24 protein-coding genes are annotated in these 23,675 nt (G+C 71.1%); 6 read left to right on the top strand and 18 right to left on the bottom strand.

What is annotated here, in order from left to right:
* Positions 1-5 precede the first annotated feature (5 nt).
* The 11 genes from Q1N79_RS08690 to Q1N79_RS08640 all read right to left on the bottom strand — a co-directional run bounded on the left by Q1N79_RS08690 (position 6) and on the right by Q1N79_RS08640 (position 9,457).
* On the bottom strand, positions 6-743 hold the full coding sequence (locus Q1N79_RS08690) for a redox-sensing transcriptional repressor Rex (RefSeq protein ID WP_300606545.1): 738 nt from the start codon (positions 741-743) through the stop codon (positions 6-8).
* Between the two features lie 553 nt (positions 744-1,296).
* Positions 1,297-1,557 (bottom strand): glutaredoxin family protein, encoded by a 261-nt coding sequence (locus Q1N79_RS08685; protein ID WP_300606543.1) that lies wholly within the window; start codon positions 1,555-1,557, stop codon positions 1,297-1,299.
* Positions 1,558-3,075 carry an antibiotic biosynthesis monooxygenase gene (locus Q1N79_RS08680; protein WP_300606541.1) on the bottom strand — a complete coding sequence of 506 codons (1,518 nt, stop codon included), beginning with the start codon at positions 3,073-3,075 and terminating at the stop codon, positions 1,558-1,560. It abuts the gene before it with no gap.
* Positions 3,076-3,237: 162 nt separating this feature from the next.
* A complete protein-coding gene (locus Q1N79_RS08675) occupies positions 3,238-3,336 on the bottom strand; it encodes an AURKAIP1/COX24 domain-containing protein (protein WP_018654693.1) in 99 nt (32 codons plus the stop codon).
* A 279-nt stretch (positions 3,337-3,615) separates the two neighbouring features.
* A complete protein-coding gene (locus tag Q1N79_RS08670; RefSeq protein ID WP_300606456.1) occupies positions 3,616-3,819 on the bottom strand; it encodes a helix-turn-helix domain-containing protein in 204 nt (67 codons plus the stop codon).
* Positions 3,820-4,013: 194 nt separating this feature from the next.
* Entirely contained in the window at positions 4,014-5,192 is a 1,179-nt protein-coding gene (locus Q1N79_RS08665) for an acetoin utilization protein AcuC (protein WP_300606453.1), read from the bottom strand.
* A 20-nt stretch (positions 5,193-5,212) separates the two neighbouring features.
* Positions 5,213-6,007 carry a pyrroline-5-carboxylate reductase gene (gene proC / locus Q1N79_RS08660; protein ID WP_300606571.1) on the bottom strand — a complete coding sequence of 265 codons (795 nt, stop codon included), beginning with the start codon at positions 6,005-6,007 and terminating at the stop codon, positions 5,213-5,215.
* A gap of 14 nt (positions 6,008-6,021) precedes the next feature.
* Positions 6,022-6,993, bottom strand: coding sequence for a proline dehydrogenase family protein (locus tag Q1N79_RS08655; protein ID WP_300606450.1), 972 nt, complete (start codon positions 6,991-6,993; stop codon positions 6,022-6,024).
* A 79-nt stretch (positions 6,994-7,072) separates the two neighbouring features.
* Positions 7,073-8,140: a folate-binding protein gene (locus tag Q1N79_RS08650; protein WP_300606448.1), complete on the bottom strand. Its 1,068-nt coding sequence runs from the start codon at positions 8,138-8,140 to the stop codon at positions 7,073-7,075.
* Positions 8,133-8,570: a Fur family transcriptional regulator gene (locus Q1N79_RS08645; RefSeq protein ID WP_300606444.1), complete on the bottom strand. Its 438-nt coding sequence runs from the start codon at positions 8,568-8,570 to the stop codon at positions 8,133-8,135. Before Q1N79_RS08645 ends, Q1N79_RS08650 begins: the two co-directional genes overlap by 8 nt.
* A gap of 350 nt (positions 8,571-8,920) precedes the next feature.
* Positions 8,921-9,457 carry an FABP family protein gene (locus tag Q1N79_RS08640; RefSeq protein WP_300606441.1) on the bottom strand — a complete coding sequence of 179 codons (537 nt, stop codon included), beginning with the start codon at positions 9,455-9,457 and terminating at the stop codon, positions 8,921-8,923.
* A 169-nt stretch (positions 9,458-9,626) separates the two neighbouring features.
* Here Q1N79_RS08640 and Q1N79_RS08635 point away from each other — a divergent pair, with 169 nt between their 5' ends.
* Positions 9,627-9,989, top strand: coding sequence for a DsrE family protein (locus Q1N79_RS08635; RefSeq protein ID WP_300606439.1), 363 nt, complete (start codon positions 9,627-9,629; stop codon positions 9,987-9,989).
* A 132-nt stretch (positions 9,990-10,121) separates the two neighbouring features.
* Here the strand turns inward: Q1N79_RS08635 and Q1N79_RS08630 are convergent, their stop codons facing one another.
* From Q1N79_RS08630 to Q1N79_RS08610, 5 genes are all read right to left on the bottom strand, one after another.
* Positions 10,122-10,838, bottom strand: coding sequence for a glutamine amidotransferase (locus Q1N79_RS08630; RefSeq protein ID WP_300606436.1), 717 nt, complete (start codon positions 10,836-10,838; stop codon positions 10,122-10,124).
* Complete coding sequence (locus Q1N79_RS08625) at positions 10,835-12,091, bottom strand: MurT ligase domain-containing protein (RefSeq protein ID WP_300606433.1); 1,257 nt, start codon at positions 12,089-12,091, stop codon at positions 10,835-10,837. The genes Q1N79_RS08630 and Q1N79_RS08625 overlap by 4 nt, the downstream gene beginning before the upstream one ends.
* A gap of 110 nt (positions 12,092-12,201) precedes the next feature.
* Positions 12,202-14,292: a hypothetical protein gene (locus Q1N79_RS08620; RefSeq protein WP_300606430.1), complete on the bottom strand. Its 2,091-nt coding sequence runs from the start codon at positions 14,290-14,292 to the stop codon at positions 12,202-12,204.
* Positions 14,289-16,028: a hypothetical protein gene (locus tag Q1N79_RS08615; RefSeq protein WP_300606427.1), complete on the bottom strand. Its 1,740-nt coding sequence runs from the start codon at positions 16,026-16,028 to the stop codon at positions 14,289-14,291. Before Q1N79_RS08615 ends, Q1N79_RS08620 begins: the two co-directional genes overlap by 4 nt.
* Positions 16,029-16,085: 57 nt before the next feature.
* Entirely contained in the window at positions 16,086-16,922 is an 837-nt protein-coding gene (locus Q1N79_RS08610) for a UTRA domain-containing protein (RefSeq protein ID WP_300606424.1), read from the bottom strand.
* Between the two features lie 852 nt (positions 16,923-17,774).
* Between Q1N79_RS08610 and pstS the strand changes: the two genes are divergently transcribed.
* The 5 genes from pstS (at position 17,775) to phoU (ending at position 22,346) form a co-directional block, all read left to right on the top strand.
* Positions 17,775-18,857 (top strand): phosphate ABC transporter substrate-binding protein PstS, encoded by a 1,083-nt coding sequence (pstS, locus tag Q1N79_RS08605; protein WP_300606421.1) that lies wholly within the window; start codon positions 17,775-17,777, stop codon positions 18,855-18,857.
* Between the two features lie 58 nt (positions 18,858-18,915).
* On the top strand, positions 18,916-19,884 hold the full coding sequence (gene pstC, locus Q1N79_RS08600) for a phosphate ABC transporter permease subunit PstC (protein WP_300606418.1): 969 nt from the start codon (positions 18,916-18,918) through the stop codon (positions 19,882-19,884).
* A complete protein-coding gene (pstA, locus tag Q1N79_RS08595) occupies positions 19,881-20,783 on the top strand; it encodes a phosphate ABC transporter permease PstA (RefSeq protein ID WP_300606416.1) in 903 nt (300 codons plus the stop codon). The genes pstC and pstA overlap by 4 nt, the downstream gene beginning before the upstream one ends.
* 65 nt (positions 20,784-20,848) lie before the next feature.
* Positions 20,849-21,685: a phosphate ABC transporter ATP-binding protein PstB gene (gene pstB, locus Q1N79_RS08590; protein ID WP_300606568.1), complete on the top strand. Its 837-nt coding sequence runs from the start codon at positions 20,849-20,851 to the stop codon at positions 21,683-21,685.
* A gap of 7 nt (positions 21,686-21,692) precedes the next feature.
* Positions 21,693-22,346: a phosphate signaling complex protein PhoU gene (gene phoU, locus Q1N79_RS08585; protein WP_300606413.1), complete on the top strand. Its 654-nt coding sequence runs from the start codon at positions 21,693-21,695 to the stop codon at positions 22,344-22,346.
* Positions 22,347-22,462: 116 nt separating this feature from the next.
* On the opposite strand, the gene Q1N79_RS08580 is transcribed toward phoU, so the two are convergent.
* Together Q1N79_RS08580 and Q1N79_RS08575 are read right to left on the bottom strand one after the other, a co-directional pair.
* Entirely contained in the window at positions 22,463-22,777 is a 315-nt protein-coding gene (locus Q1N79_RS08580) for a DUF1416 domain-containing protein (protein ID WP_300606410.1), read from the bottom strand.
* Complete coding sequence (locus Q1N79_RS08575; RefSeq protein WP_300606407.1) at positions 22,774-23,616, bottom strand: sulfurtransferase; 843 nt, start codon at positions 23,614-23,616, stop codon at positions 22,774-22,776. The genes Q1N79_RS08580 and Q1N79_RS08575 overlap by 4 nt, the downstream gene beginning before the upstream one ends.
* Positions 23,617-23,675: the final 59 nt, after the last annotated feature.

Raw genomic sequence — 23,675 nt, 5'->3', positions numbered from 1 at the left:
ACCGCCTAAGCTTCCGCTGCTGCGGGATCCGCGAACTGCCCGAACCGCTCGGCGGACCGCCGCTGCGCGTGGAAGGCGAGGATCTGCAGCTCAATCGATAGGTCGACCTTACGCACATCCACGCCCGCCGGCACAGTCAATACCAGCGGCGCAAAGTTAAGAATGCTTGTAACTCTGGCAGCGACTAGCCGATCGCATACTGCCTGGGCCGCTCCGGCCGGCACGGCGATGACGCCGATCGCGATCGCCTGGCTGGCCACGACCGCCTCAAGCTCACTGACGTGGCGGACGACCACGGAGCCGAGTTCGCGGCCGACCATCGCCTGGTCGGTGTCCAGCACCGCTGCTATCCGGAATCCCCTGGTGGCGAAGCCACCGTAGTTCGCCAGCGCCCGGCCGAGGTTACCGGCGCCGACGATGACCACGGGCCAGTTCTGGGTCAGCCCGAGCGCCCGGGAGACCTGGTACACGAGATAGTCAACGTCGTAGCCGACGCCCCTGATCCCGTACGAGCCGAGGTACGACAGGTCCTTGCGCAGCTTGGCCGAGTTCACGCCGGCCGCCACCGCCAGCTCCTCGCTGGCCACCGTCCCCACGCCCCGCTCGGCCAGCGTGTAGAGCGCACGCAGGTAGACAGGCAGCCTGGCCACGGTGGCTTCCGGGATGCCGCCAGGGGACGGGCGGTCGCCAGCCTTGCTACTCGGCTCTTCGGCGGAGCCTGGCAATTCGGCGGCAGTGGGCATGCGGCGCTCCCGGGCGGATCGACGCCGTGGCGGGACCGCGCTGGTCGGGAGCCCGCTAGAGATGTGGCGTGGGGGGGTCTGCCGGCCACCATCGAGCGCGTGCGCCCGACCGCGGCCGGTACCTACCATACGTCGTTTGTGAATCGGCGCACAAAGTGCGCGGCGGGCCGCCTCCCCCGAACTCCCGGGACGTCGGTGCGACCGCCTCGCCGCTGCCGGCCGGGCGTGCGCCGACCGCGCCGATCGCACCCACGGCGTGCGGTCGGGGACATCCCGGACGGCGGCCCGGAAAGGAGCACTCTTTATGCACGAAACGGCTGTCGCAGAGGCCACATAGTAATCAGATTCACCGGGATATTACAGATCGTCCACGCCCGGCTACTGTTCATGGCGCTCGTGAGCGGACGTGACTCCTGACTCAGCGCGGTAATGACAACCGTGACCGCGCGTCATTGCGTCCTAAACCGCGATCCCTGCCATTTAAGGCGGCGGCATGAACCAATCGCCGCACGCCTGCCCTAATCGCGCGCAAAGGCCGGCGGACCGGGGCTGCTCAGGACGCGCGGCCGCGATCGCCGGTCAGCGCGGCGCGCAGGCGGTCCTCCGAGACTCGCCAGAAGTCGTGCTGCACGCCGTCCACGAGCGTGACAGGGATCCTGTCCCAGTAGGCGCGCATGTCATCCGCGGACCGGGTGATGTCGCGTTCCTCCCACGCCACCCCGAGGTCGGCGGCCACCCGGTCGACGACGGCGCGCGCGTCGTCGCACAGATGGCATCCGGGCCGGCTGAGCAGCGTGATCCGCGGCGTGGCCATCTAGCTTCCTCCGTAGCGTTGTCCCTGGTAGGAGAGCTGGTCACGGTCCAGGGAGCGCTGCGGGGTGCGGCTTTCCTGAACGGGGAGGCGATCGTTGCCTGGCCCGGCGTACCGGCCGCCGCCACCGCCCGCGTGCCGGCCGCCGCCCCCGTGCCGGCCGCCGCCCTGCTCGGGATACCCCCCGTTGCCCGCCGGTCCTGAGTACCGCCCGTTGCCCTCCCCGGCGGACGGCGTCCGCGCCCCGGATTCCAGCGCCCGGGCCGCCGGGGGCGGCGCGGGCGGCGGGGGCGCAGGCGTCTGCCACGGTTCCTGCGCAGGCGCCAGCGGCGCGGCGAGCGCCGCGACTTTGGCATATTTCAGCCGCAGGTCGATGACGTTGGTCGCGAGCACGCATGCTCTGCGCTCCGCGGCGAATCGCTGAATATGGGGCTGCTGCTCGTGGGCTTCAAACGCGGCGCGATCGCGGTAAATCTCGTATATGATTCGCTGCATTGCCGCCTTCGGCACCACGTGGATGACATATACGAGCGTGTCAGGCTCCGCCGTGCGGACGCCTTCGGCCGCCTGTTCGGCGAGCCGGTCGAATTCCGCCGCCTTATCCTCCAGCAGCGTGAAAATGGAAAGCCGTCCGTACGGACGCGGCGTGCCTGGCGCGCCGCCCCCATTCGGCTGCGCGGCCCCATCGGATGCGGTGAATTCCCCGCCGGGCATCCCTTGCCGCTGCGGGGCCGGCAAACGCCCGTACCGACCGGTCGCGGCAGTTCCGGTATATCCGGCGTCCGCATACCCGGGGCCGCCGGGCTGAGCCGGGTTGCCATATCCCGGGTCCGCGTATCCGGCGCGGGACTGGGCGGGGCCGCCGTATCCGGCCTCCGCGTACCCGCTGCCGGACTGGGCGGGCCCGGCGTATCCGGCCTCCGCGTACCCCGCCGTGGCATAGCCGTAGCCCGGGCCGCCTTGACCGCCGTACTGGGCGCCGCCGTAGCCAGGACCGTACCCGGGATCGCCGTACCGGGAATCGGCGTACCCGCGATCGCCGTAGCGGGCATCGCCGTAGCGGGCATCGCCGTACCCGGGATCGCCGTACGCCGCAGCGCCCCTGGTGTCAGGGGCGTAGCCGTTGCCCGGGTAGCCACGCTGCGCGTAGCCGGGACCGCCGTAGCCAGGACCGCCGTAGCCCTGGGCCTGGGCGCCGTAGCCCTGCCCGCCGTAGCCTTGCCCGCCGTAGGCGGCGGCGTCGTACTCCTGGCCGCCGCCGTAGCCTTGGCCGCCGTAGGCGGCGGCGTACCCCTGGCCGCCGGCTGCCTGGCCGCCGTAGCCCTGCGCGGCGGGAACGCCGTAGCCACTGCCGGGCAGGCCGGCCTGGCCGTTCACCGGGCGATAGCCGGCGCCTCGTGACCTTTCCGCCGCGTCCGCCGCGTCCGCCGCGGGCCCGCCAGGCTGGGGCCCGTTCCGGCCGTCCCGTCCGTCATCGCGGCCTTCGTCCCATCCATCGTCGCGTCGGCGTGTACCCCTCATATCCGCTCCGCTCTCGATGCGGGCTTTCGCTCGCCCTTCCATTGTCCGGCAACATCAGATCGGCCGTGACGCGAACCGGCCGGCCGGGCCGACAATGACAAGGCCGCCCGCCGGGCGCGGCATCCGCGCGCCCGGCGGGCGGCAAGCAGGCAGCGGCAGCCGCTACTTCTTGTTCCTGCGCTGGATCCGCGTCTTCTTGAGCAGCTTGCGGTGCTTCTTCTTGGCCATCCGCTTGCGGCGCTTCTTGATGACTGAGCCCATCAGGCCACCACCCTCCTCGGCACAACGGCAGACGGGCACGTCATCACGCCCACCCGGAAAGGGAGGCTGGGCACACGCCCGAAGTTACAAAGAACTGCGCGAACGCCAACCGCTCACGCAGTCCCCAAGCGTACCCGCTACCGCACGGCGCTGATACGGATGGTCCACCGTCAGCGCACCGCGACCGGCGCGCCGACGGATGAAGAGGCCGACATAAAACACCTGCCCCCGGTGCTGCGGCGGTTCCGGTCTCCCGCGCTCAGCAGCCAGCGGTAGTGATCAGCCGGTCCCGACGTACGCGGCCCGCAGGTACTGGTTGACCGCCTGTTCAGGAACTCGGAATGAACGACCGACCCGTATAGCTTCCAGCTCACCCGAGTGCACCAAGCGATAGACGGTCATCTTGGATACACGCATGATCGTTGCCACTTCGGCGACCGTAAGGAATCTCACGTCGCTTAGGGGAGTTTCGGTTGCCATCATTGCCCTCTTCCGCGCGAAGCCAAGCACGCCTGACCGGATTCAGCGCACCAGTCACGTACGTATCCCAGGGTAAGTCTCGTACAGAAAAGAGCAAGCCCCCCGAATAGCCTCATTGTTGTTACTCTTCGGCCTCAAGCTGACCGCTGCCCCATGCGACCGCCTGCTGATTCTGCGGAAAAACAAAAAGAAGCACGTCACGGGTGCGCAAGCAGCCCATGCGAGGCAAACACCGCACCGCGGGTTCGCATGATCGCGCGGTCAACCGGATCGGATGGATCCAGGCCAGAACTAAATGGCACATAGCGCGCGGGCGCCCCGTCGGTCATCGTCAGCGGCGCAGTTTCGCCGGTCAAGGACCTGGCCAGTTCGCGCCACTCGACAGGCGTCTCGATTACCGGATCGACCGGCGCGCCCGCGCCGATCGCCAGCAGATGAGTCCAGGTCCTGGGCACTACCTGCACAAGCGCGTAACCGCCGCCGCCGGTGAACAGCCATCTGCCGTCGCACAATTCATGCGCCAAGTCGTGCAGCGCGACCGCGGCGGCGCGCTGCCCGTCAACGCTCAGCTCCAGGTGGGCCAGCGGGTCGAGCCGGTGGCTGTCGCAGCCGTGCTGGCTGACGAGCACCGCCGGCTTGAAGGCGCGCAGCAGCGGCGGCACGACCGCGTCGAAGGCGCGCAGCCACCCCGCGTCGCCCGTGCCCGCGGGCAGCGCCACGTTGACCGCGTACCCGTCACCGGCCCCCTCGCCGGTCTCGGTGGGCAGGCCGGTGCCGGGGAACAGCGTGGCGGGACTCTCGTGCAGGCTGATCGTGAGCACGCGCGGATCGGAGTAAAACGCCGCCTGCACGCCGTCGCCGTGGTGCACGTCCGTGTCGACGTACGCGACGCGTTCCGCGCCGGCCGCCAGCAGCCACTTGATCGCGATCGCCGGGTCGTTGTAGACGCAGAACCCGCTGGCGGCGCGGCGCATGGCGTGGTGCAGGCCGCCTGAGATGCTCGCGGCGTGCAGCGCCGACCCCGACCAGACGGCGCGGGCGGCGGCGAGCGTCGCGCCTGCCACCAGGGCGGACGCCTCATGCATGCCCTCGAACACCGGGTTGTCCTCGGTGCCGAGCCCGAACCGCTCGGCAGCCTCCAGGGTCCGGCCCGCGCGCCGCACGGCGGCGATGTAGTCGTCGTCGTGCACGGTCGCAAGCTCGCTGTCGGTGGCGGGTGGCGGGGAGACCAGCGTCACCGACGGCTCGGCGAGCACCCCGAGCCCGCCGGCCAGCGCGACCGTCAGGGCCACCCGCACCGGTGCCAGCGGGTGCCCCGGCCCGAAGTCGTACCCCAGGAGCGCGTCGTCCCACGCCAAGGTCAGCGAACCGGCCATCCGTTCCTCCAGGGTTGTCGTCAGGAGCTGCCGAGCTCCCTGCCGCGGTCCCGGGCAGCCTCGATCGCCGCGAGGAACGCGGCGCGCACCCCGTGCCTTTCCAGTTCCCTGATCGCGGAGATCGTCGTGCCGCCAGGGGAGGTCACGGCTTCGCGCAAGATCACCGGGTGCTCCCCCGAGTCCCGCAGCATCGTCGCCGCGCCGTAGACCGCCTGGGTGACCATCTCCAGCGCGGTCCGGCGCGGCATGCCGAGCAGGATGCCCGCGTCCACCATGGCCTCGACCAGGTAGAACACGTACGCGGGACCGCTGCCGGACAGCGCCGTCGCCGCGTCCTGCTGCGATTCGGGTATGCGCAGCACCGTGCCGACCGGGCGGAGCAGGTCTTCGGCCGCGGCCAGGTGCCGCTCGCCCGCGTACGCGCCCGCGGAGATCACCGACATCGCCTCGTCCACGAGCACGGGCGTGTTGGACATCACCCGCACCACGGGCACTTCGACGGAGAAGTGCCGCTCGATGTACGACGTCGTGATCCCCGCGGCGACCGAGATCACGAGCTGCGACTGGTCCACGAACGCGGCGATCTCGCCGAGCATCCGTCCCATGTCCTGCGGCTTGACGGTGATCACCAGCGTGCTGGCGTTCTTCGCCGCCTCTTCTGCGCTGATCACGGGCACTCCGTACGTGCCGCGCAGCTCCGCCGCCCGCGCCTCCCGGCGGACCACCGCGGCCACGCCTGACGCCGGCCGGCCGGCCCGCAGCAGCCCGGAAAGCAGCGCCTCGCCCATCTTGCCCGTGCCGAGTATCGCGATCATGACGCAACCCCCACTCATGAGGAAGACCATAGCGAACGCAGGAAGAACGTCAGGTTCGCCGGGCGCTCGGCCAGCCGCCGCACCAGGTAGCCGTACCAGTCGCCGCCGTAAGGCACGTATACCCGGACGCGCGCCCCCGCCGCGGCCAGGCGGCGCTGCTCATCGGGGCGCACCCCGTACAGCATCTGGTGCTCGAAGCTGTCAGGCGCCCGGTCGCGGGCGAGCGACCGGGCGATCGCGACCAGCCGGGGATCGTGCGTGGCGACCATCGGGTACCCGGCGCCCGCGAGCAGCAGCCGCAGGCAGCGCGCGTACGACTTGTCGACGTCATGGCGGGTCGTGAACGCCTCAGCCACCGGCTCGGCGTAGGCGCCCTTGCACAGCCGTACCCGCACGCCGGGCGCCGCCAGCGCCCGCACGTCGGTTTCCGTGCGCCGCAGCGCGGCCTGGACCACGCTGCCGAGCGAGGGGAACCGCGGCCGCAGCGCGGCCGCGATCCGCAGCCCGGCGTCGGTCGTGCGGTGGTCCTCGGCGTCCAGCGTCACCGTCGTCCCCGCGTCGCGCGCCGCGACCGCGATCCGCTCGATGTGCTCCGCCGCGACCCGCTCCCCGAGCGCGCTGACCCGGCCTGGGCCGCCCTCCCCGGCGGCTTCGGCGGACCCGAGCAGCAGCCCGACCGCGGTCGGCTTCACCGACACCTCCACGGCGCCTGCCTCGGTCAGCCCCTCCGCGGCCAGCTTGCCGAGCAGCTGCACGTACTGGGTGGCCACGGCGGACGCGCGCAGCGAATCGGTGGTGTCCTCGCCCAGGTAGTCCAGGGTCACGAGCAGCCCTGCCTCGCGCAGGCTCCTGGCCACCCGCACCGCGTCGCCGATGCTCTCCCCGGCGACGTACCTGCCGACGACGGCGCGGGTGGCCGGCAGTGCCGTGACCAGACCGCGGATCTGCTCGCTGGCGGCGGCCGCCAGCAACGCCCGGCGCAGCACCCCGACCCCTCTCTGCCTTCCCGTTGGCACAAACCAGCCGGGTTTTCCCGTTGGCACCAACCAGCCGGCGTTTCGGCCCTTACAGCAGCTTGCGCCCGGCCGGCGGGGGCGGCACGGCATCCCGCCGCAGCGTGACCCGCACGGTGCCGCCCGCGTCCGGCGGGACGACCACCTCCTGCGCGGCGGCGATCCCGTCCGCGAGCAGCGTAGCCGCCACGGGCACCGTGCGCTTGACCAGGGCCAGCCCGATCGGGCCAAGCTCGAAGTGGCGGGCGGCCGATCCGGTGAATCCCACCTCGGTCCCGTCCGGCAGGCTGACGGGCGACCCGTGCGCGGGCAGCCGGTCCGCGCTGCCGTCCAGGTGCAGGAACACCAGCCGCCGGGGCGGGTGGCCGAGGTTGTGGATGCGGGCCACGGTCTCCTGGCCGCGGTAGCACCCCTTGTTCAGGTGCACGGCGGTCTCGATCAGGCCCACCTCGTGCGGCAGCGTCTTGTGATCGGTGTCCAGCCCCGGGCGCGGCACCCGGCCGGCGATCCGCGCCGCCTCGAAGGCCCACATCCCGGCGGGCGTCAGGGAAAGCTTTCCGACCGCACTTCGCGGCACGATCAGGTCTATTCCGAACGGATTCGTGGTGACCGCCGCGGCTAGCCCGCTTCCCTCGGCCGGGGCTGACGCTGGGGAGCCGGCCGCGTCCGTTCGGGATACGTATCCGCCCTCAGCAGGGACGGGACCCGCCACCGTTTGCACGGCGAACTCCGAAGTGACGTCCCGCACCTCGACGCGCAGCATGAACCGCATCGAGTCCAGGTAGGCGGCCAGGGCGGGGGCGGTGCCCGGCTCGACGTGCAGCCAGACCGAGGTGCCGTCGTCCGTCAGCGTCAGGTGGTGCTCGAGCTGGCCCTGCGGGTTCAGGATCAGCGCCTGCGCGGTCGTGCCAGGGGCCAGCCGCTCCAGGTGCTGGCTGGTCAGGCTGTGCAGCCAGGTCAGCCGGTCCGGTCCGGTTACCGTGACGACGCCGCGGTTGGACCGGTCGACGAGCACCTGGCCCCCGGCCATGGCACGCTGCTCGCCCATCGGGTCGCCGTAGTGCGCGGCGACGCCTTCGTCCGGCCACTGCGCCTCGACGGCGCCCGGTATGTCAAGCATCGGTCTTTCCCCTGCACTCCTTGCAGCGCCCGAACACGGTCAGGTGAGCCACGTCGGTCTCGAACCCCTGCCCCTCGTCGAGCGCCGTGATCAGCGGCCGGATCGCCTCTTGGCTAACCTGCAGCACCCGGCCGCACTCCTGGCACTCCAGGTGCAGGTGGTCGGCTTCGCTGGCCAGATGGTAGATGGGCACGCCGTGGTGCAGGTGCGTGTGCCTGACCAGGCCGAGGTTGTCCAGGAGTTCCAGCGTGCGGTAGACCGTGGAGATGTTGACGCCGCTGGCCGTTTCCTGGACGCTTGCCGCGATCTCTTCTGGGGTGGCGTGGTGGAGGCTGGCGACGGCCTCGAGCACGAGTTGCCGCTGCGGGGTCACCCGGTAGCCGCGCGAGCGCAGCTCATCGTCCCAGGCGCGCCGCAGGTCCTGCTTCATGCCGTCGAGTCTAATTCGGCGCGCGCCCGGTGCGGTGTCCCGTGGCGCGGGCGATGCCGGACGCCGGCCTCCCGGCGGGCGGGAAATGCTCTTGCGCGACCCTGGGGCCCCCGCGTAGCGTGCGAGGTACGCGGAAAGGAGGTGGTCCGAAGTATGCATAGTTATCGGACTTGCGAGGTGGCTGTCAGCTAGCCGCCGCCCCCGCCGAGTGGGCCTGTTATCAGGTCCCGGCCCAGTTGGGCGGCGGCGGGCTAATCTAGGGCATACACCGGACCCCCGGGCTGACCGGCCTTGTCCAGCCGGTCCCGCGTAAGCGCGAGTCGCCCGGGGGTTTGCCCTTTTTCGCGAGGCTATTCGGTCCAGACCCATTCCAGGTGGGCCGCCCACAGGTGCGGCTGCAGCGGCTGGCCCACGGCCGCCATGTCGTAGGCGTAGGCGAGGTCCTGCTCACCGGGGCGGCGCAGGCTGTCGACCAGGCCGTACAGCCGGCGCCCGGCGGTCACCGGCTTGGCCGACTCGGTGCGCACCACCGCGTCCGTGGCCAGCTCGATCCTCGTCCCGCTGACCTCGCCCAGGTAGATCTCCGATATTCCGGTCGGGTGCGCGAGCAGCACCTCGACCCGTCCGGCCGGCTGCGGGCGCCAGAATCCCGTCTCGACCGCGAGCGGGGCGCCCTTGGCCGGTGCCCCGTCCTCGTCCCGCTCAAGCCGCCAGGACCTGCTCGTGTAGATCAGGTAGGGCTTGCCGATGTGGGTGAACGTCAGCCGCTGGATGAAGTCGAACGGCTCGATCGTCGGGTAGTCGCCCTTGCCGGCGCCCTCCCACCGGCCGAGCAGGAAGCTCAGCGGCGCGATGTCGGGATGAGCCTCCGGCTCACCGTGTGTCATGCGGCCCTCCGCGGATCACCTTGACCGCCGTGTACCCGGCGGCGATGGCGACCACAGCGTAGGCGAGGATCATGACCGCCGCGCTCAGCATCCCGTGCACAGCATGCGAGCCTAGCCGCGGCGCCCGGTACGCGCCGTGCGCCGCGCCGGAGGGGGTTACAGTTCAGTCGTGGCACGGAATCTCGTCATCAAGGTCACGGCGGGCAAGGACGAACCCGAGCGGTGCAACCAGGCCTTCACCGTGGCGGCGGCGGCCGTCGCCAGCGGCGTCGGCGTCTCGCTCTGGCTCACCGGCGAAGCCGCGTGGTTCGGCCTGCCGGGCCGGGCCTCCGATTTCTCGCTCCCGCACGCGGCGCCGCTTGAGGACCTGCTGGCCTCGGTGCTCGCGCTCGGCACGGTGACCGTGTGCAGCCAGTGCGCCGCCCGCAGGGACATCACGCCTGACGACGTGATCACCGGAATCAGGATCGCGGGCGCCGCCACGTTCGTCGCCGAGATCATGGCCGACGACACTCAGGCGCTGGTGTACTGAGCTTGCGCTGCGTTTCACCTTCACGCAACAGCAACCACTTCCGTCCACCTTGCACACTCCATGCATGGACAAATCGCCCAAAACGCCCTCTGAAATCGTCACAGAGTGTGCAAAGTGGCGCTGGGGGGCGGGCTACGGGTGGGCGGCGACTGCGGCGAGGCGCTCCTCGCGCAGGCGGTGCGCGAGTTCTTCGGCCTGCTGGGGCATCGGCGGGAGCGGGCCGGCGGCCCAGGTGAGCAGCAGGTCGGCCAGCCCGGGGTTGCGCACGAGCGCGGGGCCGTGCAGGTACGTGCCGAGCACCCGGCCCGCGTAGGCGCCTTCGGTGCCGTCGCCGTTCCCGGTGCCCAGCGAGGTGCGGGCCAGCGGGCGGGCCCGCGGGCCGAGCCGGGTGACGCCCTGATGGTTCTCGAACCCGGTGAGCCGGGGCACCTGCAGGGCAGGGTCGGCATCGGCGACGATCTCGCCGACCGCACGCCGCTCGCCGCGCCCGCTGCGGATGTCAAGCAGGCCGAGCCCGGCGACCGGCTGGTCCTCGGCGCCGCCGAACTCCGCGCCGAGCATCTGGTAGCCGGCGCAGACCGCGAACAGCACCGCGCCGTGGCTGACCGCCGCGTGCAGGCCGCCGTCCGCCGTGAGCCGGTCGGTGGCCAGCGTCTGCGGCAGGTCCTCGCCGCCCCCCATCAGGTAGATGTCGCCGTCTCGCGGCACCGGCTGGTCGGAGTTCACCTCGACGATCTCGGCAGGCAGCCCGCGCAGCCGGGCGCGGCGCTCGAGCACGAGAGCGTTCCCCCGGTCGCCGTAGGTGCTGAGCAGGTCCGGGTAGATCCACACCAGCCGCAGCGACCTCATTGCGTCCTGCCAAGGACAGCCCGGTACTGCTGGAACGCGGTGTAGTTCGCGAGCACCTCAAGGGTGGCCGACCCGGCCACGTCCACGGCCTCGTCGATGTCGTTCACCAGCCGGAACGGAACCTCGTCGGCCTCGAGCCTGACCGCGAGGTCGAGCCTGCGCTCGCCGCCGACAAGCACCGGCCTGCTGCGCAGGCGGCGGTAGTCCACGTCCCACAGCCACGAGGTGTCCCTGCCGTCGGGTCCCTGCGCGTTGACGGACACCAGGACAGGGACGGGCGGCGGGGCGAGCACGTCGAGGGCCTCGAGCCAGCCCGCCGGGTTCTTCGCGAGCAGCAGCCTGATGTCGCAGCCGCGCCTGGTCACGCGCGTGTAGCGGCCGGCGACCGAGGTGACGCCGCGCAGCTCGCGCAGCGCGCGGGCGATGTTCACGCCGAACGCGTCGGCGACCGCGAGCGCCACCACCGCGTTGGCCCGGTTGGCCCGGCCCGGCAACGCCAGCTCCAGCGAGCTGGCGCGGCCCAGCGGGTCGATCACCTGGCCGCCGGTCAGCACCCAGCTGACCGGCGGCCGCCGGTTGGCGCATTCACGGCATGACCAGTCGTCGCCGTCGCGCTCCAGGTGGGCGCCGCAGTGCGGGCAGCACCAGGAGTCATCCCGCCAGCGCTGGCCGGCGGCCACCCAGGTGACCTGACGGGCCGCGCCCGCCGCCCACGCGACCAGCGGGTCGTCGGCGTTGGCCACGACACGGCAGCCGGGCGCGTTGCCGAGCGCCTCCCGCCAGCGCCGCGCGAGCAGCCATATTTCGGCCGCGCGGTCCATCTGGTCCCGGCTCAGGTTGAGCAGCACGACCACCCGGGGGCTGGTCTCCTTGACCATCGCCGGGATGTACTTCTCGTCGGTTTCGAGCACCGCCAGCGGCGCGCGCGGCGCCCGGCTGAGCGCCGAGGCCAGGCCGGCCTCCATGTTCGCGCCGTAGCTGTTCGACGCGATCTCCTGCCCGAGCGGGCTGAGCGCCGCCGCGATCAGCCGGGTTGTCGTCGTCTTCCCGTTGGTTCCCGTGACGAGCACGACCCGGCGCCCGGCGGCGAGCAGCGACAGCAGATCTGGCTGGAGGCGCAGCCCGATCCTGCCGCCGATGACCGAGCCGTCACCCTTTCCCGCCAGGCGGGAGACGGTGGCCGCGGCGCCGCCGACCGTGGTCGCGAGCCTGGCCCGCATCGGAAGCCTGGACCGGTGGTTGTTCACGTCCATCGCGGCCGATGCTATCCGGTCATTGGTGACATCAGGACCGTGGCGGGCCGCTCTCCTGAACTGTCGGGATTTCCGCTGAGTTCGGCGGCCAGGCCGGCCGGCGTTCCTGGTCAGCGCTTGCGCCAGTCCAGGCGGGCCGACGGCGGGCCCAGGTTTGGCTGCGGCATGCCTGGCTCGCCCAGCGGGTCGCCAGCCTGCGCGGTCTCGCCAGCCTGCGCGGTCTCGCCGGCCGGGACCGTGGCCCGGAGCCTGCCGGCTTCCGCGAGCGGCGTCATGGTCGCGGCCGCCAGGCTGCCGATCGCCGGATTGGCATCGGCCAGGATGGCCTGCCGGCCCGCGCTGGTCGCGTAGCTCACGATCATCGCGGTGGGCGGCAGCTGCTGCAGTGCGCCGGCCTCCACGAGGAACTCCCGCGAGCGCTGGAGGGACTGCGCGAGCGACTGGCTGTCGCCAGCCGTCCGCGAGGTGGACACGCCCCAGGAGGTGTTCGCGCTGATCCCCGCCGTGAACGAGGCGGACTCGCTGGTCCCTTGCGACGCGGTCGTCTCGCCCGAACGGGACACGCTCGCGCCGGCGAACGGCAGGAAGCTGCTTTGCGCCGAACGGGCGCGCCCGCTGCCCCGCGACACCGACTCGCTGTCTGAGCTCGACGCGGCCAGGGACGACGAGCTGCCGACCGTGCTGGTGTAGGAGGCGCCCGTCGTATCGCTCACCGACATCCCGACGGTCTCGGTGAGCTGGGAGAGGACGAAACGATGCTCGGTCCCGATCTGCTCGCTTGCCGCTTTCGCGTCCTCCGCGTTGCCCAGCCGCATGAACGCCACCGCGGCGTTTCCCCTGCCTATCCGCTTGCGCACCTGCGGCGGGACGGCGCGGTAGCCGAGCACCAGGCCGGAGCGGGCGTTCTCGCAGGCGTCGGTCAGCCGGTCGAGCACGTCGTCGCGCAGCCGCTCCGCGCCGAACAGGAACAGGGTGTGCTGCCATGGCCGTCCTGAGGGCGCCTGGGCGAGCACGTGGGTCAGCGCGGTGACCACGAAGCTGCCGAGGATCTTCGCCGACAGCACGCCGACCCGCTTGTCGAGTGCGACCACGCGCAGCCTGCTGCGCGGCAGCGAGACCGGGTCGCTGCCCGCCGCGGCCAGCTTCCGCAGCTGTGCCTCAATCCCGAGCGCCCGCTCGAGGACTACCCGGTCGGTCGCGCCCTGGCCGAACAGAGTGCTCACCCGGCCGGCTTCGTGCTCGGTGAGCAGGCCCGCGGCGATGTCGGTCCGCGGGTCCCCGACCTGTGCCAGGGAGCGCAGCGCGGCCGCGAGCCTGGCCAGCGAGACACCGCCGTCGTGATCGAGAACGCTCATGACGCGGTCGAGGATGGAGCCGTCGACCGCGAGACCCGCGGCGGAGTCCCGGTCCTCGGCCACGCTGACCGCCAGCGCCAGCACGTCGGCCAGGTCGTCCTGGTTGAGCGCGGCCGTGAGGTCCAGCCTGGGCAGGTCGTGCGGCAGCACCCAGACCGCCGGCTCGATGGCGCAGCCGCGGGCGACCGCGAGCAGCTCGGCCGCGACCGCCCCGCCGGACAGGTCGAGCACGGTCGTCTCACCGCCCGCGGCGAGCTGATGGGCGGCGGTCATGGTCAGCAGCGCCGACCAGCCGGGCAACGTGCCGCCGGCCACGTCAACGCGGTCGATCCCCCCCGGGAGCGACACCGCGTACCACCGCTTCTGGCTTTCGTAGGCGAACTGGCGTCGCTGCCATTCGGCGACCTGGCGCGCGTGTTCGGCCTGCCAGGCGAAGAGGCGGCTGTCCTGGTCGGCGCGGAACCGCTCGACGCGCAGCCGCTCGGCCGCGATCCGCACGCCAAGGGCGCGGTGTCCCTGCCAGATCGCGTAACCGCTCAGCCCGCCGGCCACCAGGCACGCGGCGACGGCGGGCGCGGCGACTATCGCCGACAGCCAGCCGCCGGCGGTCGCGATCACCAGGGCGAGCACCGCGAGTGCCGCCGCGCCGCAGGCCAGCCGCAGCGGCCTGCTGATCGCGTTCTCCTCCCGGTGTTGCGCCGCCAGCCAGGCCGCAGAGACCTGCTCTCGTTCCGGCGGCACTGGCCGCCGTGGCGGCGGTCCGGGGTCCGGATGCACGGTCACGTACTGCCAGCCCAGGTAGAGCCCGCCCGGCGGGCGGCGGGGCAGGCCCGGCGGCGGCGTCACTGCCCGACTCGCATCGGCAGGCGGGCGGGCACGGCCTGCCCGAGCTGCCCGGGCTTGCGCTGCCCCGCCGGCTCGCGCGCGGCCAGCACGAACTGGGCGGGAGCGAGCGAGAGCAGCGTCTGCGCCGGCACCGCGGGACGGGACACGAGCTCACCGCCGCCGACGGCCACGGTAGTGCCGGTGCATGCGGCCAGGCCGGCCGCCGCCACGGGGTCGGCAAGCCTGTGCATCAGCACCACGTTCATCAGGCTCGCCAGGTCCACCGCGGCCGGCGAGGTCGTGGTGAGGAGCACAGGCAGGCCGGCGGCAGCCCCGCCGGTCACCAGCCCGGCCAGCTGGCGCGCCGGCAGGGCGCCGCAGCCGAGCAGCCAGATGAGCCCGTCGCCGTCGACGCCGATCCTGCGCAAGTCCCCGCCCAGGGCCGTGATGTCGGCGCACACCAGACGTGCCACCTCCGGTGCGGCGGCGCGGAACAGCACGGCCGAGCGCTCCCTGACCACGCGCGCGAGGTCGATCCCGCCGTTCGGGGCATCCGTTCCCTGGCACAGCCAGCCGCCGGCCGGCGACCGCCGCACCGCTGCCACCTGGCGGGCGGCCGCCGCCACGGCCTGCGGGTCCGCCTGGGCGGCCTGCACGGCCGCGCTGACCAGTTCCGCCAGCTCGTGCCCGCGCGGGCTTGCCGAGGGCACCAGCCCGGCCCGCGCCTGCAAGGCCAGCGGGTTGAGCAGGTGGCGGATGTCGTCCAGAACCGGGATCCGCGGGTCGGCCGGCACGACGTCGATGAGTTCGGACACGGCGCGCAGGTAGCCGGGCACGCCGCGGGCAGGCGCCGCCCCGGGGTCGTCGATGCCGAGCAAGGCCAGCGTCAGCGCCAGCCGCCGCGCCGGTCCCGCGTGCCGGAACGGCTCGTAGCAGCCAGCAGCGGCCCCTGACACGCGCAGCGGCGTCCCGGTCGCGGCGCAGGCCGCGGCCAGCGCCGCCGCAGCGGCCGCGTCGCCGGTCATGTCGATCGTGATCACCGGTTTGCGGCGGCGGAGCGCGGCGTGCACCACCTGGAAGCTGGTCGCCGTGGCGGCCTCCGCGGCCGCGCCCGTGACGAGGACTCCGCCCGCCACCTGCGGCCAGCGCAGCACAACCCGGGCGCCTGTCGCCCGCGCCACTCCCAGCGCGCAGCCGTCCCTGGTCAGCACGGCCCCGCCGCGGATCGCCCGGCGGTGCAGCGCGCTCCTGACCGCCGCCCACGCTCCGGGGCGCGGCTGGGGCACCGCCCACTCGTCTGTGTGCACCCAGTCCAGCCAGCGGATCAGCGCGGCCTCGGCGGCCGCGGCTACCAGCGCCAGCGGAAACTGCCGCGGCAGCCAGCGGCCGACGCCGGCGAGCGCCCCGTGCGGCTGCAGCAGCCGGGCCAGCGGATGCCCGCCGCCCAGGTACCCGAGAAGTTGCGCGGGTCCTGCGGCGAACCCGGCGGCCGCGGCCCGCGGCCCGATCGCCAGTGTCCAGGCCACGCCCACCGCCGCGGGGACAGCCAGCCACCAGCTCCGCCACCTGCTTGCCTTGCCGATGCCGGCGAACGCCGCCGCAAGCACGAGGGTCAGCTGCGCGAACAGCAGGTGGGCGAGGAGGACGAGTACCGCGCACGCCGCGATGACCTCCCCGCGGCGCGGGAGTTGTGTCGGAATCAGGTGACGGGCACGCCGCGGCATCGACCCCGCCCCTGGCACCACCTCAACCGGCATCGACAATAGGTTGCCAGTAAGACACCGTACGTGTCTATCGATTTCGTAACAACGCCCTCAGATACCGGCGTCAGGTTCCCCTCCGGTCGCCGGCGCGCTGCCGGTCTCGACCACGACGCGGAACTGCTCCGGCTTCAAGACGACGACGGTCAGGCCGACTGGCGTCCCGGTGACCGGGTCGTCAAACCTGATCGTCACCGAGATCGCGGGCTGGCCGGGGACCAGCCGGAGGCTGCGCGCGACAGACGGCTGCGGCGGCGACAGCTCGAGGTCCACTGCCTTCGCGCGCGCGGGCGCTGCCTGCGGGCTCGCCGCCGGGAGCGAGCGCAGCATGGCCTCGAACGAGCCAAGGTCGTGGGCGGCCACCGACTCGGCCACCGCCTCGGGCACATAGGCGGTCGACAGGGCGACGGGCTCGCCGCCGGTCGCCCAGACGCACCGGACGATCCGGACCGGCGTCGCCCCGTCGACGCCGAGCGCCCACGCCACGTCCTGCGGCGCGCCGCGCTGTGACACGTGCCTGGCCTGGCAGCTGATCTCGCCGCCCATGGGGTCAAGGCGGGTGCTGAGCCTGCCGATCCCTTCCACCGGGATCAGGTATTCCGCGGGGCTGGCCCGGTACAGCTGCCCGTCGGGCAGCCTGCGGATGAGCGACCGGCGGGCAAGCTCGGCGACCGCGGTGTCGATCTCGGCGATGCTCACGTTGTACCGGCGGGCGAGCGCGCTGCGCCTGGGCAGCCGCCAGCCCGGCTCGCGGTGCACGAGGGCCGCGGCTATCCGGTCGGCGAGCACGCCGGTGGCCGCCCGCTGCGGCGGCACCTCGGCCTCGAGCGCGATGAGCTTGCGCTGGCTCCTCCCGCCAGGAGCTCTAGGTACCCCGCCCGGACCGGCCACGCGGCCAGAGCCCCTTCCCCCTCGCGGCGCGGCACCGCCCAGGGCACGCGCCGCACCGCCAGGCACGGGACCCCCCCGCGCGGGCACCTGATCGCCGCTCCCCCCGGAGCCGGCAGTCATCCCGCATGTCGCCGGGCTGGGACGGCGGTCAGCCCCGGCCTCCGCAGAAAAGAAGAAATAGTGCGTGCCTGGCAGCCAATGACAAAAACGTACTTGTCCGGCATCGAATCACAACTCGGCCCGAAGGGTGCCCGATCGAAACAAATGCCGGAATCCCGCTTGTCCACGCTTATTGATATGCAGTTTAGGTGAACAAAAGTTGAATGCCTGAAGGCCAGATAGTGACCTTCTCAATGTCATGTGCGTGAACAAAGCAGGGGAACACATGTGCGGAAGCTGCGAACTCATACGGGATGACCTGTCCGCTCGCGCCGGATCGCGTTCTTGGCGGGCGCCGGCGAACCGACACCGGGCCGTAACGGTATCCTCGCAATCAGATGGGGTATCTCCATTGCGGCACTGTTCTGCCTGACGCGGGGGCGTATGACATGGGGCAGCGGCCTGGCCGACGGCTTACCGGGGGTGGGTGAACTCTCCCCGACCGGGAGACATCAGGAACAATTCGGCACTATTTGGCTGGCCAGGCGAAGTCTCGTTGCGCCTCAAATTCAAGAAAAGCAAAAGACATCAGAAATTCATTTACCAGACAATGCCTGTTCATTTTCCGTTCATGTTTGGGTCGCGCCGGGGGCGCGCGGCTCGCGCTGCCCAGACGCCGCGGTTCGCAGGCTGACAAGCCGTCCGGGTGACTCATGCGGGCGGAAACGGAAACACTCTCAAGGAGAAACCGACATGCAACTTCGGCGCGGAAAGCGGGTGACGGCGGCGGGGGGTGCCGTCGTGGCGATGGTTCTGGCCCTCGCTGCGTGCTCCTCATCGACCACCTCAGCTCCCGCGAGCACCTCGACGTCGACCAGCGCCGCCCTCAGCGGCACGCTAAACGGCGCCGGGTCGTCCTTCCAGAACACCTTCCAGCAATCGGCCATCCAGGCGTTCAAGTCGGTCCAGTCCGGCGTCACGGTCAACTACAACAGCGTCGGCTCGGGCACCGGGCGCACGGACTTGGCCTCGGGGGTAGTCAACTTCGCGGGGTCCGACTCGCCCATCCCCTCCTCGGAGCAGTCAAGCTTCAAGGGCAAGACCGTGCTGTACTTCCCGATCCTGATCGGCCCGATCACGCTGTCGTACAACCTGTCTGGCGTCAGCAGTCTCAAGCTCACCCCGGATGTCATCGCCCAGATCTTCTCGGCCAAGATCACGAACTGGGACAACACGGCGATAGCGTCGATCAACCCCGGCGTCAAGCTGCCTAACGAGCCGATCACGATCGCCGTCCGCTCCGACTCCTCGGGCACGACGCAGAACTTCTCCCTGTTCCTCGAGACGGCCGCGCCGAGCGACTGGTCGCTCGGCAGCAGCTCGACGATCAAGTGGCCCGCCGGCGCCCGCGCCGGCGCCCAGAACACCGGGGTCGCGCAGATCATCAAGACCACCCCCGGGGCCATCGGCTACGTCGACTACACCGACGCCAAGGCCTCCGGCCTGACGTACGCGTCCGTCCAGAACAAGGCCGGCAACTATATCGCCCCGTCTGTCGCCGCGGCGTCGGCGTCCGCCGCCGGCGTCACGGTCGCGCCGAACCTCACGTTCCACGCGGTCTGGGGCTCGGGTGCGGCCGCGTACCCGATCACCTATCAGACGTGGGTCCTGGTCTACGCGCAGCAGTCGAACGCGAACGACGCGGCGATGCTCAAGGCGTACATCGGCTACCTGCTCGGGCAGGGCCAGTCGCTGCTCGCGCCGCTCGGCTACGCGCCGCTGCCGTCGGCCATTGACGCGATGGCCAAGGCGCAGCTCACCAAGATAACGTCGTAGCTGTGAATGCTGTGGCACAGGCGTATCAGATCGGCTGCATGTGAGTACCGTGACGCAGGTGGATCCGGCCATCCCGGCCGGATCCACCAGCCCCCTGGCGCACCGCCGGCCGCTCGGCGACCGCGGCTTCGCGCTCCTCGCGCTCGCGTCCGGCCTGCTGGTCCTGGTGGTCCTCGCGCTGATCGCCATCTCGACCAGCCAGCAGGCGGCGTCGTGGTTCAGCGCCGAGGGCCTGAAGATCTTCACGAACAACTGGAACCCGGCGGCCAACCAGTTCGGCGCGCTTGCCTTCATTTACGGCACGGCCATCACCGCGGTGATCGCGCTGGCGCTGGCCGTCCCGGTCAGCATGGGGATCGCGCTGCTGCTGACCGAGGTCGTCCAGCCCCGGCTGGCGCGGCCGATCGTCTACGTCGTCGACCTGCTCGCGGTGGTTCCCTCCGTGGTCTGGGGCCTGTGGGGGATCCTGGTGTTCGCGCCGTGGGCCCAGCACATCTACTCCTCGATCGCGTCGGGCGTCAACGGCATCCCCGTGCTCGGCTTCCTGTTCGGCGGGCAGAACATCAGCGGTGCCTCATTCTTCACCGCCGGCCTCATCCTGGCGTTCATGATCACGCCGATCGTGACGTCGCTGTCGCGTGAGGTGATCGCGACAACGCCGTCCATCGACAAGGAGGGCGCCTACGCGCTCGGTGCGACCCGGTGGGAGATGATCAGCGGCGTGGTCTGGCCGCACAGCAAGGGCGGGGTCGTCGGGGCCGTGCTGCTCGGCCTGGGCCGGGCGATGGGCGAGACGATCGCGGCGGCGCTCGTGATCGGTTCGTCGGCCACGATCACCTCGCACCTGTTCGCCCCCGGCTACAATATGCCCGCGGTCATCGCGAACCAGTTCGGCGAGTCGTACGGCGTGTTCCGCGCCGGGCTGATGGGCATGGGCGTGCTCCTGTTCGCCTTCACGATCATCGTCAACATCATCGCCCGCGGGGTCGTCGAGCGCTCCGCCCGACGCGCACGGGGTGCCCGATGACCGTCGGTGCCCAGCCGCACGCCCACCCGCAGCAGGTCAACCTCAGGGAGCCGCCGTCCTGGCGGCGGACCAAGAACCAGCTCATGACCGTGCTCATGGTGCTCGCATTCGTGGTGACACTGGTCCCGCTCGGATTCGTGCTCGTCACGGTGATCGCCAAGGGCGCCTCGATCATCAGCTGGTCGTTCCTGACCGGCTCGATCCCGCCGCCCGTGCTGCCCGCGAATGTGGGCGGCATGGGGCCAGCGATCGTTGGCACGCTTGAGATCACGGCCCTGGCCACGGTGATCGCGGTGCCGCTGGGCATACTCGGCGCGATCTACATCAACGAGTACGGCGGCAAGGGGTTCCTGGCGCAGGTCGTCCGGTTCATGTCCGACGTGATGACCGGCGTCCCGTCGATCATCATGGGCCTGTTCATCTTCACGCTCTGGACCCTGCGTTTCCAGTACTCGGGCCTGGGCGGCGCGCTCGCCCTGGCCTGCCTCATGCTGCCGGTCGTGATCCGCTCCAGCGAGGAGATGCTGAAGCTGGTGCCGGACTCGCTGCGGGAGGGGAGCTACGCGCTCGGTGCCACCAAGGCCCGTGTGACCGTAACCGTCGTGCTGCCCGCGGCGGTGGGCGGCATCGTCAGCGGCGCGCTGCTCGCGGTCGCCAGGGCCGCGGGCGAGACCGCGCCGCTGCTGTTCACCATCGGCATCGTCACCTCGGTGAACGCGAACGTGTTCAGCGGCTCCAACACCTCGCTGCCCTCGCAGATCTTCCTGAACGCGACTCAGCCGTACACCGGCGCGCAGGCCCGCGGCTGGGGAGCCGCGCTCACGCTGGTCGTGATCGCCTTCGTCTTCATGATCGCCGCCCGCCTCGTCACCGCCCGGTTCGCCAGTTACCAGCGCTAGGAATCGCCATGGAACAGTCTGACCAAAACGTCGTCGAGCAGACCGGGAAGAAGGCCGCCGCCGGCATGCGCGGTCCGCAGCCGCTGGTGAGGCATCCGGCCGAGCCCGCCGGCACCGGCAACCTCATCTTCGATGTCAGGAACATGTCGGTCTGGTACGGCGGGTTCCAGGCTGTCACCGATGTCACGCTGCCGATCTATGAAAACGAGATCACCGCGTTCATCGGTTCCTCCGGCAGCGGCAAGTCGACGGTGCTGCGCGCGTTCAACCGCATGAACGACCTCGTGCCCGGCGCCCGGGTGGCCGGGGAGATGTATTACCGTGGCGCCAATCTGTACGGCGCCGACGTGTCGCCGATCGCCGTGCGGCGGCGGATCGGGATGGTCTTTCAGAAGCCGAACCCGTTCCCGAAGTCGATCTATGACAACGTCGCCTACGGGCCGCGGATCAACGGCGAGCGCAACAGGCACAGGCTCGACGATATCGTCGAGCGGTCACTGCGCGGCGCCGCGCTGTGGGATGAGGTCAAGAACCGGCTCAAGACATCGGGACTGGCCCTGTCCGGCGGGCAGGCACAGCGGCTGTGCATCGCCCGGACCATCGCCGTGGAGCCGGACGTGGTGCTGATGGACGAGCCGGCCTCGGCGCTTGACCCGATCTCCACCGGCGCGATCGAGGACCTGATGCACGAGCTCAAGTCGAGGTTCACGATCGTGATCGTGACGCACAACATGCAGCAGGCCACCCGGGTCAGCGACCGGACCGCGTTCTTCTACGTGCTGACCCACTCCACGAGCGACACCCGCACCGGCGTGCTGGTCGAGTACGCGTCGACTAAGCAGATCTTCGAAGACCCGCAAGACAGCCGCACGCAGGCGTACGTGACCGGCCGGATGGGATGAGACCGCCATGGCGGAGCATCGGCAGGAATTCGAGCACCAGCTAGAGGCCATCGAAGGCAAGGTCATCGAACTGTTCGCCATGGTCGGCGAGGACCTGCCCGAGGCGACGCGGGCCCTGCTGACCGGCGACAGCGGGGCACTCGCGGTGCTTGTCGAACGCGACAGGCAAATCGACGCCCTCTACCGACAGGTGGAGGAACTGGCCAACAAGGAGATCTTGCTGCAGCAGCCGGTCGCCGCGGACCTGCGGTTCCTGCTCTCGGTGCTGCGGGTGGTGCCAGAACTCGAGCGGTCACACGACCTCGTGGTCGAGATCGCGGCCGCGGCCACGCACAGTCTCACAGGGGACCTCTCGCCGCGCACCCGCGGGCTTGTCGAGCAGATGGGGGATCTCGCGGCGGCCATGTGGCGGCAGGCGGCCGACGCCTGGTACCAGCGCGACCGGGACGCCGCGGTCACGCTGACCGAGCGCGACGAGGAGATCGACGCGCTGCACGCCAGCCTGCTAGCCGAGCTGGCGTCGGGGCACACGGCGGTGCCGGTCACGATGGAGATGACGCAGGTGGCCCGCTGCTACGAGCGTCTTGGCGCGCACGCGGTCAACATCTCCCGAAGGGTCGTGTACCTGGCGGGATCCGCCGGGCTGCCCGGCGGGATCTGACAGGCGAGGGAAGCTTGCTCTGCGTGGTGGCACGGACGCGGAGCGGATCGCCCCCGGAGACGGGCCGACGGCGGGCACCTGCCATCGCGGCCGGTGCCCGCCGTCGGCGGCGGCGCCTAGACGACCACGTCGACCGTGGTGATGTGGCCGATGTCCGCGGACACGGAGCGCTCGGCACGCACCCCGCCCGGCGCGAGCACGCGCAGCGTCCACTGGCCGGGCGCGGCGAAGAACCGGAAGCCGCCGTCGGCGCCGAGCGGCACCTCGGCGACGAACTCGCCGCCCGTGCCGAGCAGCCGGGCATACCCGGCGCCGACCGGCGCGCCGTCGCGGAGCACGCGCCCTTCGACGATCGCCTCCTTGCCCGCCGCGTCCTTGGTGACGCGCACGCCTCCCGCGGGCGCGCCGCAGCCGCTCTGGTCCGTGCTCACCGGCCGTCGCCGAGCTCGATCGGCACGCCGACAAGCGAGCCGTACTCGGTCCAGGAACCGTCGTAGTTCTTGACGTTCGGCAGGCCGAGGATCTCGTGCAGCACGAACCACGTGTGCGCCGAGCGCTCGCCGATCCGGCAGTACGCGATCGTGTCCCTGCTGAAGTCGACGCCGGCCTCGTCCTTGTAGAGCGTCTCGAGCGCGTCGTCGGACTTGAACGTGCCGTCCTCGTTCGCGGCCTTGGACCACGGCACGTTGCGCGCCGTCGGGATGTGCCCGCCACGCTGCGCCTGCTCCTGCGGCAGGTGCGCAGGCGCCAGCAGGCGGCCCGCGAACTCGTCGGGAGAGCGGACGTCGACCAGGTTGCGCTTGCCGATCGCGGCGACAACCTCGTCCCGCAGCGCGCGCAGCGAGGAGTCCTGCTCGGTGGCGGTGTAGCTGGTCTTCGCGCGGGAGGGGACCTCGGTGCTCAGTTCCCTTGAGTCGAGCTCCCACCTCTTCCTGCCGCCGTCGAGCAGCACTACGTTGTGGTGGCCGTACAGCTTGAAGTACCAGTACGCGTACGCCGCGAACCAGTTGTTGTTCCCGCCGTAAAGGACCACGGTGTCGTCGTTGGAGATGCCGCGCTCGGACAGCAGCGCCTCGAAACCGGCCTTGTCCACGAAGTCGCGGCGGACAGGGTCCTGCAGGTCCTTCTTCCAGTCAATCTTGATGGCGCTCGGGATGTGGCCCTTGTCGTAGGCGCTGGTGTCCTCGTCGACCTCGACGATGACGACTCCGGGCTCTCCGATACGGGCTTCGACCCAGTCGGCGTCGACTAGGACATCGGAACGGCTCATGACGTGGAAACCTCTTTTCCTGTGCGGCCGGCCCTACGGGCTGGCCGGATCCGTTGTAT

The organism is Trebonia sp. (assembly GCF_030042015.1).
Taxonomy (GTDB): Bacteria; Actinomycetota; Actinomycetes; order Streptosporangiales; family Streptosporangiaceae; genus Trebonia.
Note: the sequence above shows the minus strand (reverse complement) of the source record. Positions and strands in the feature narration are given on the sequence as shown.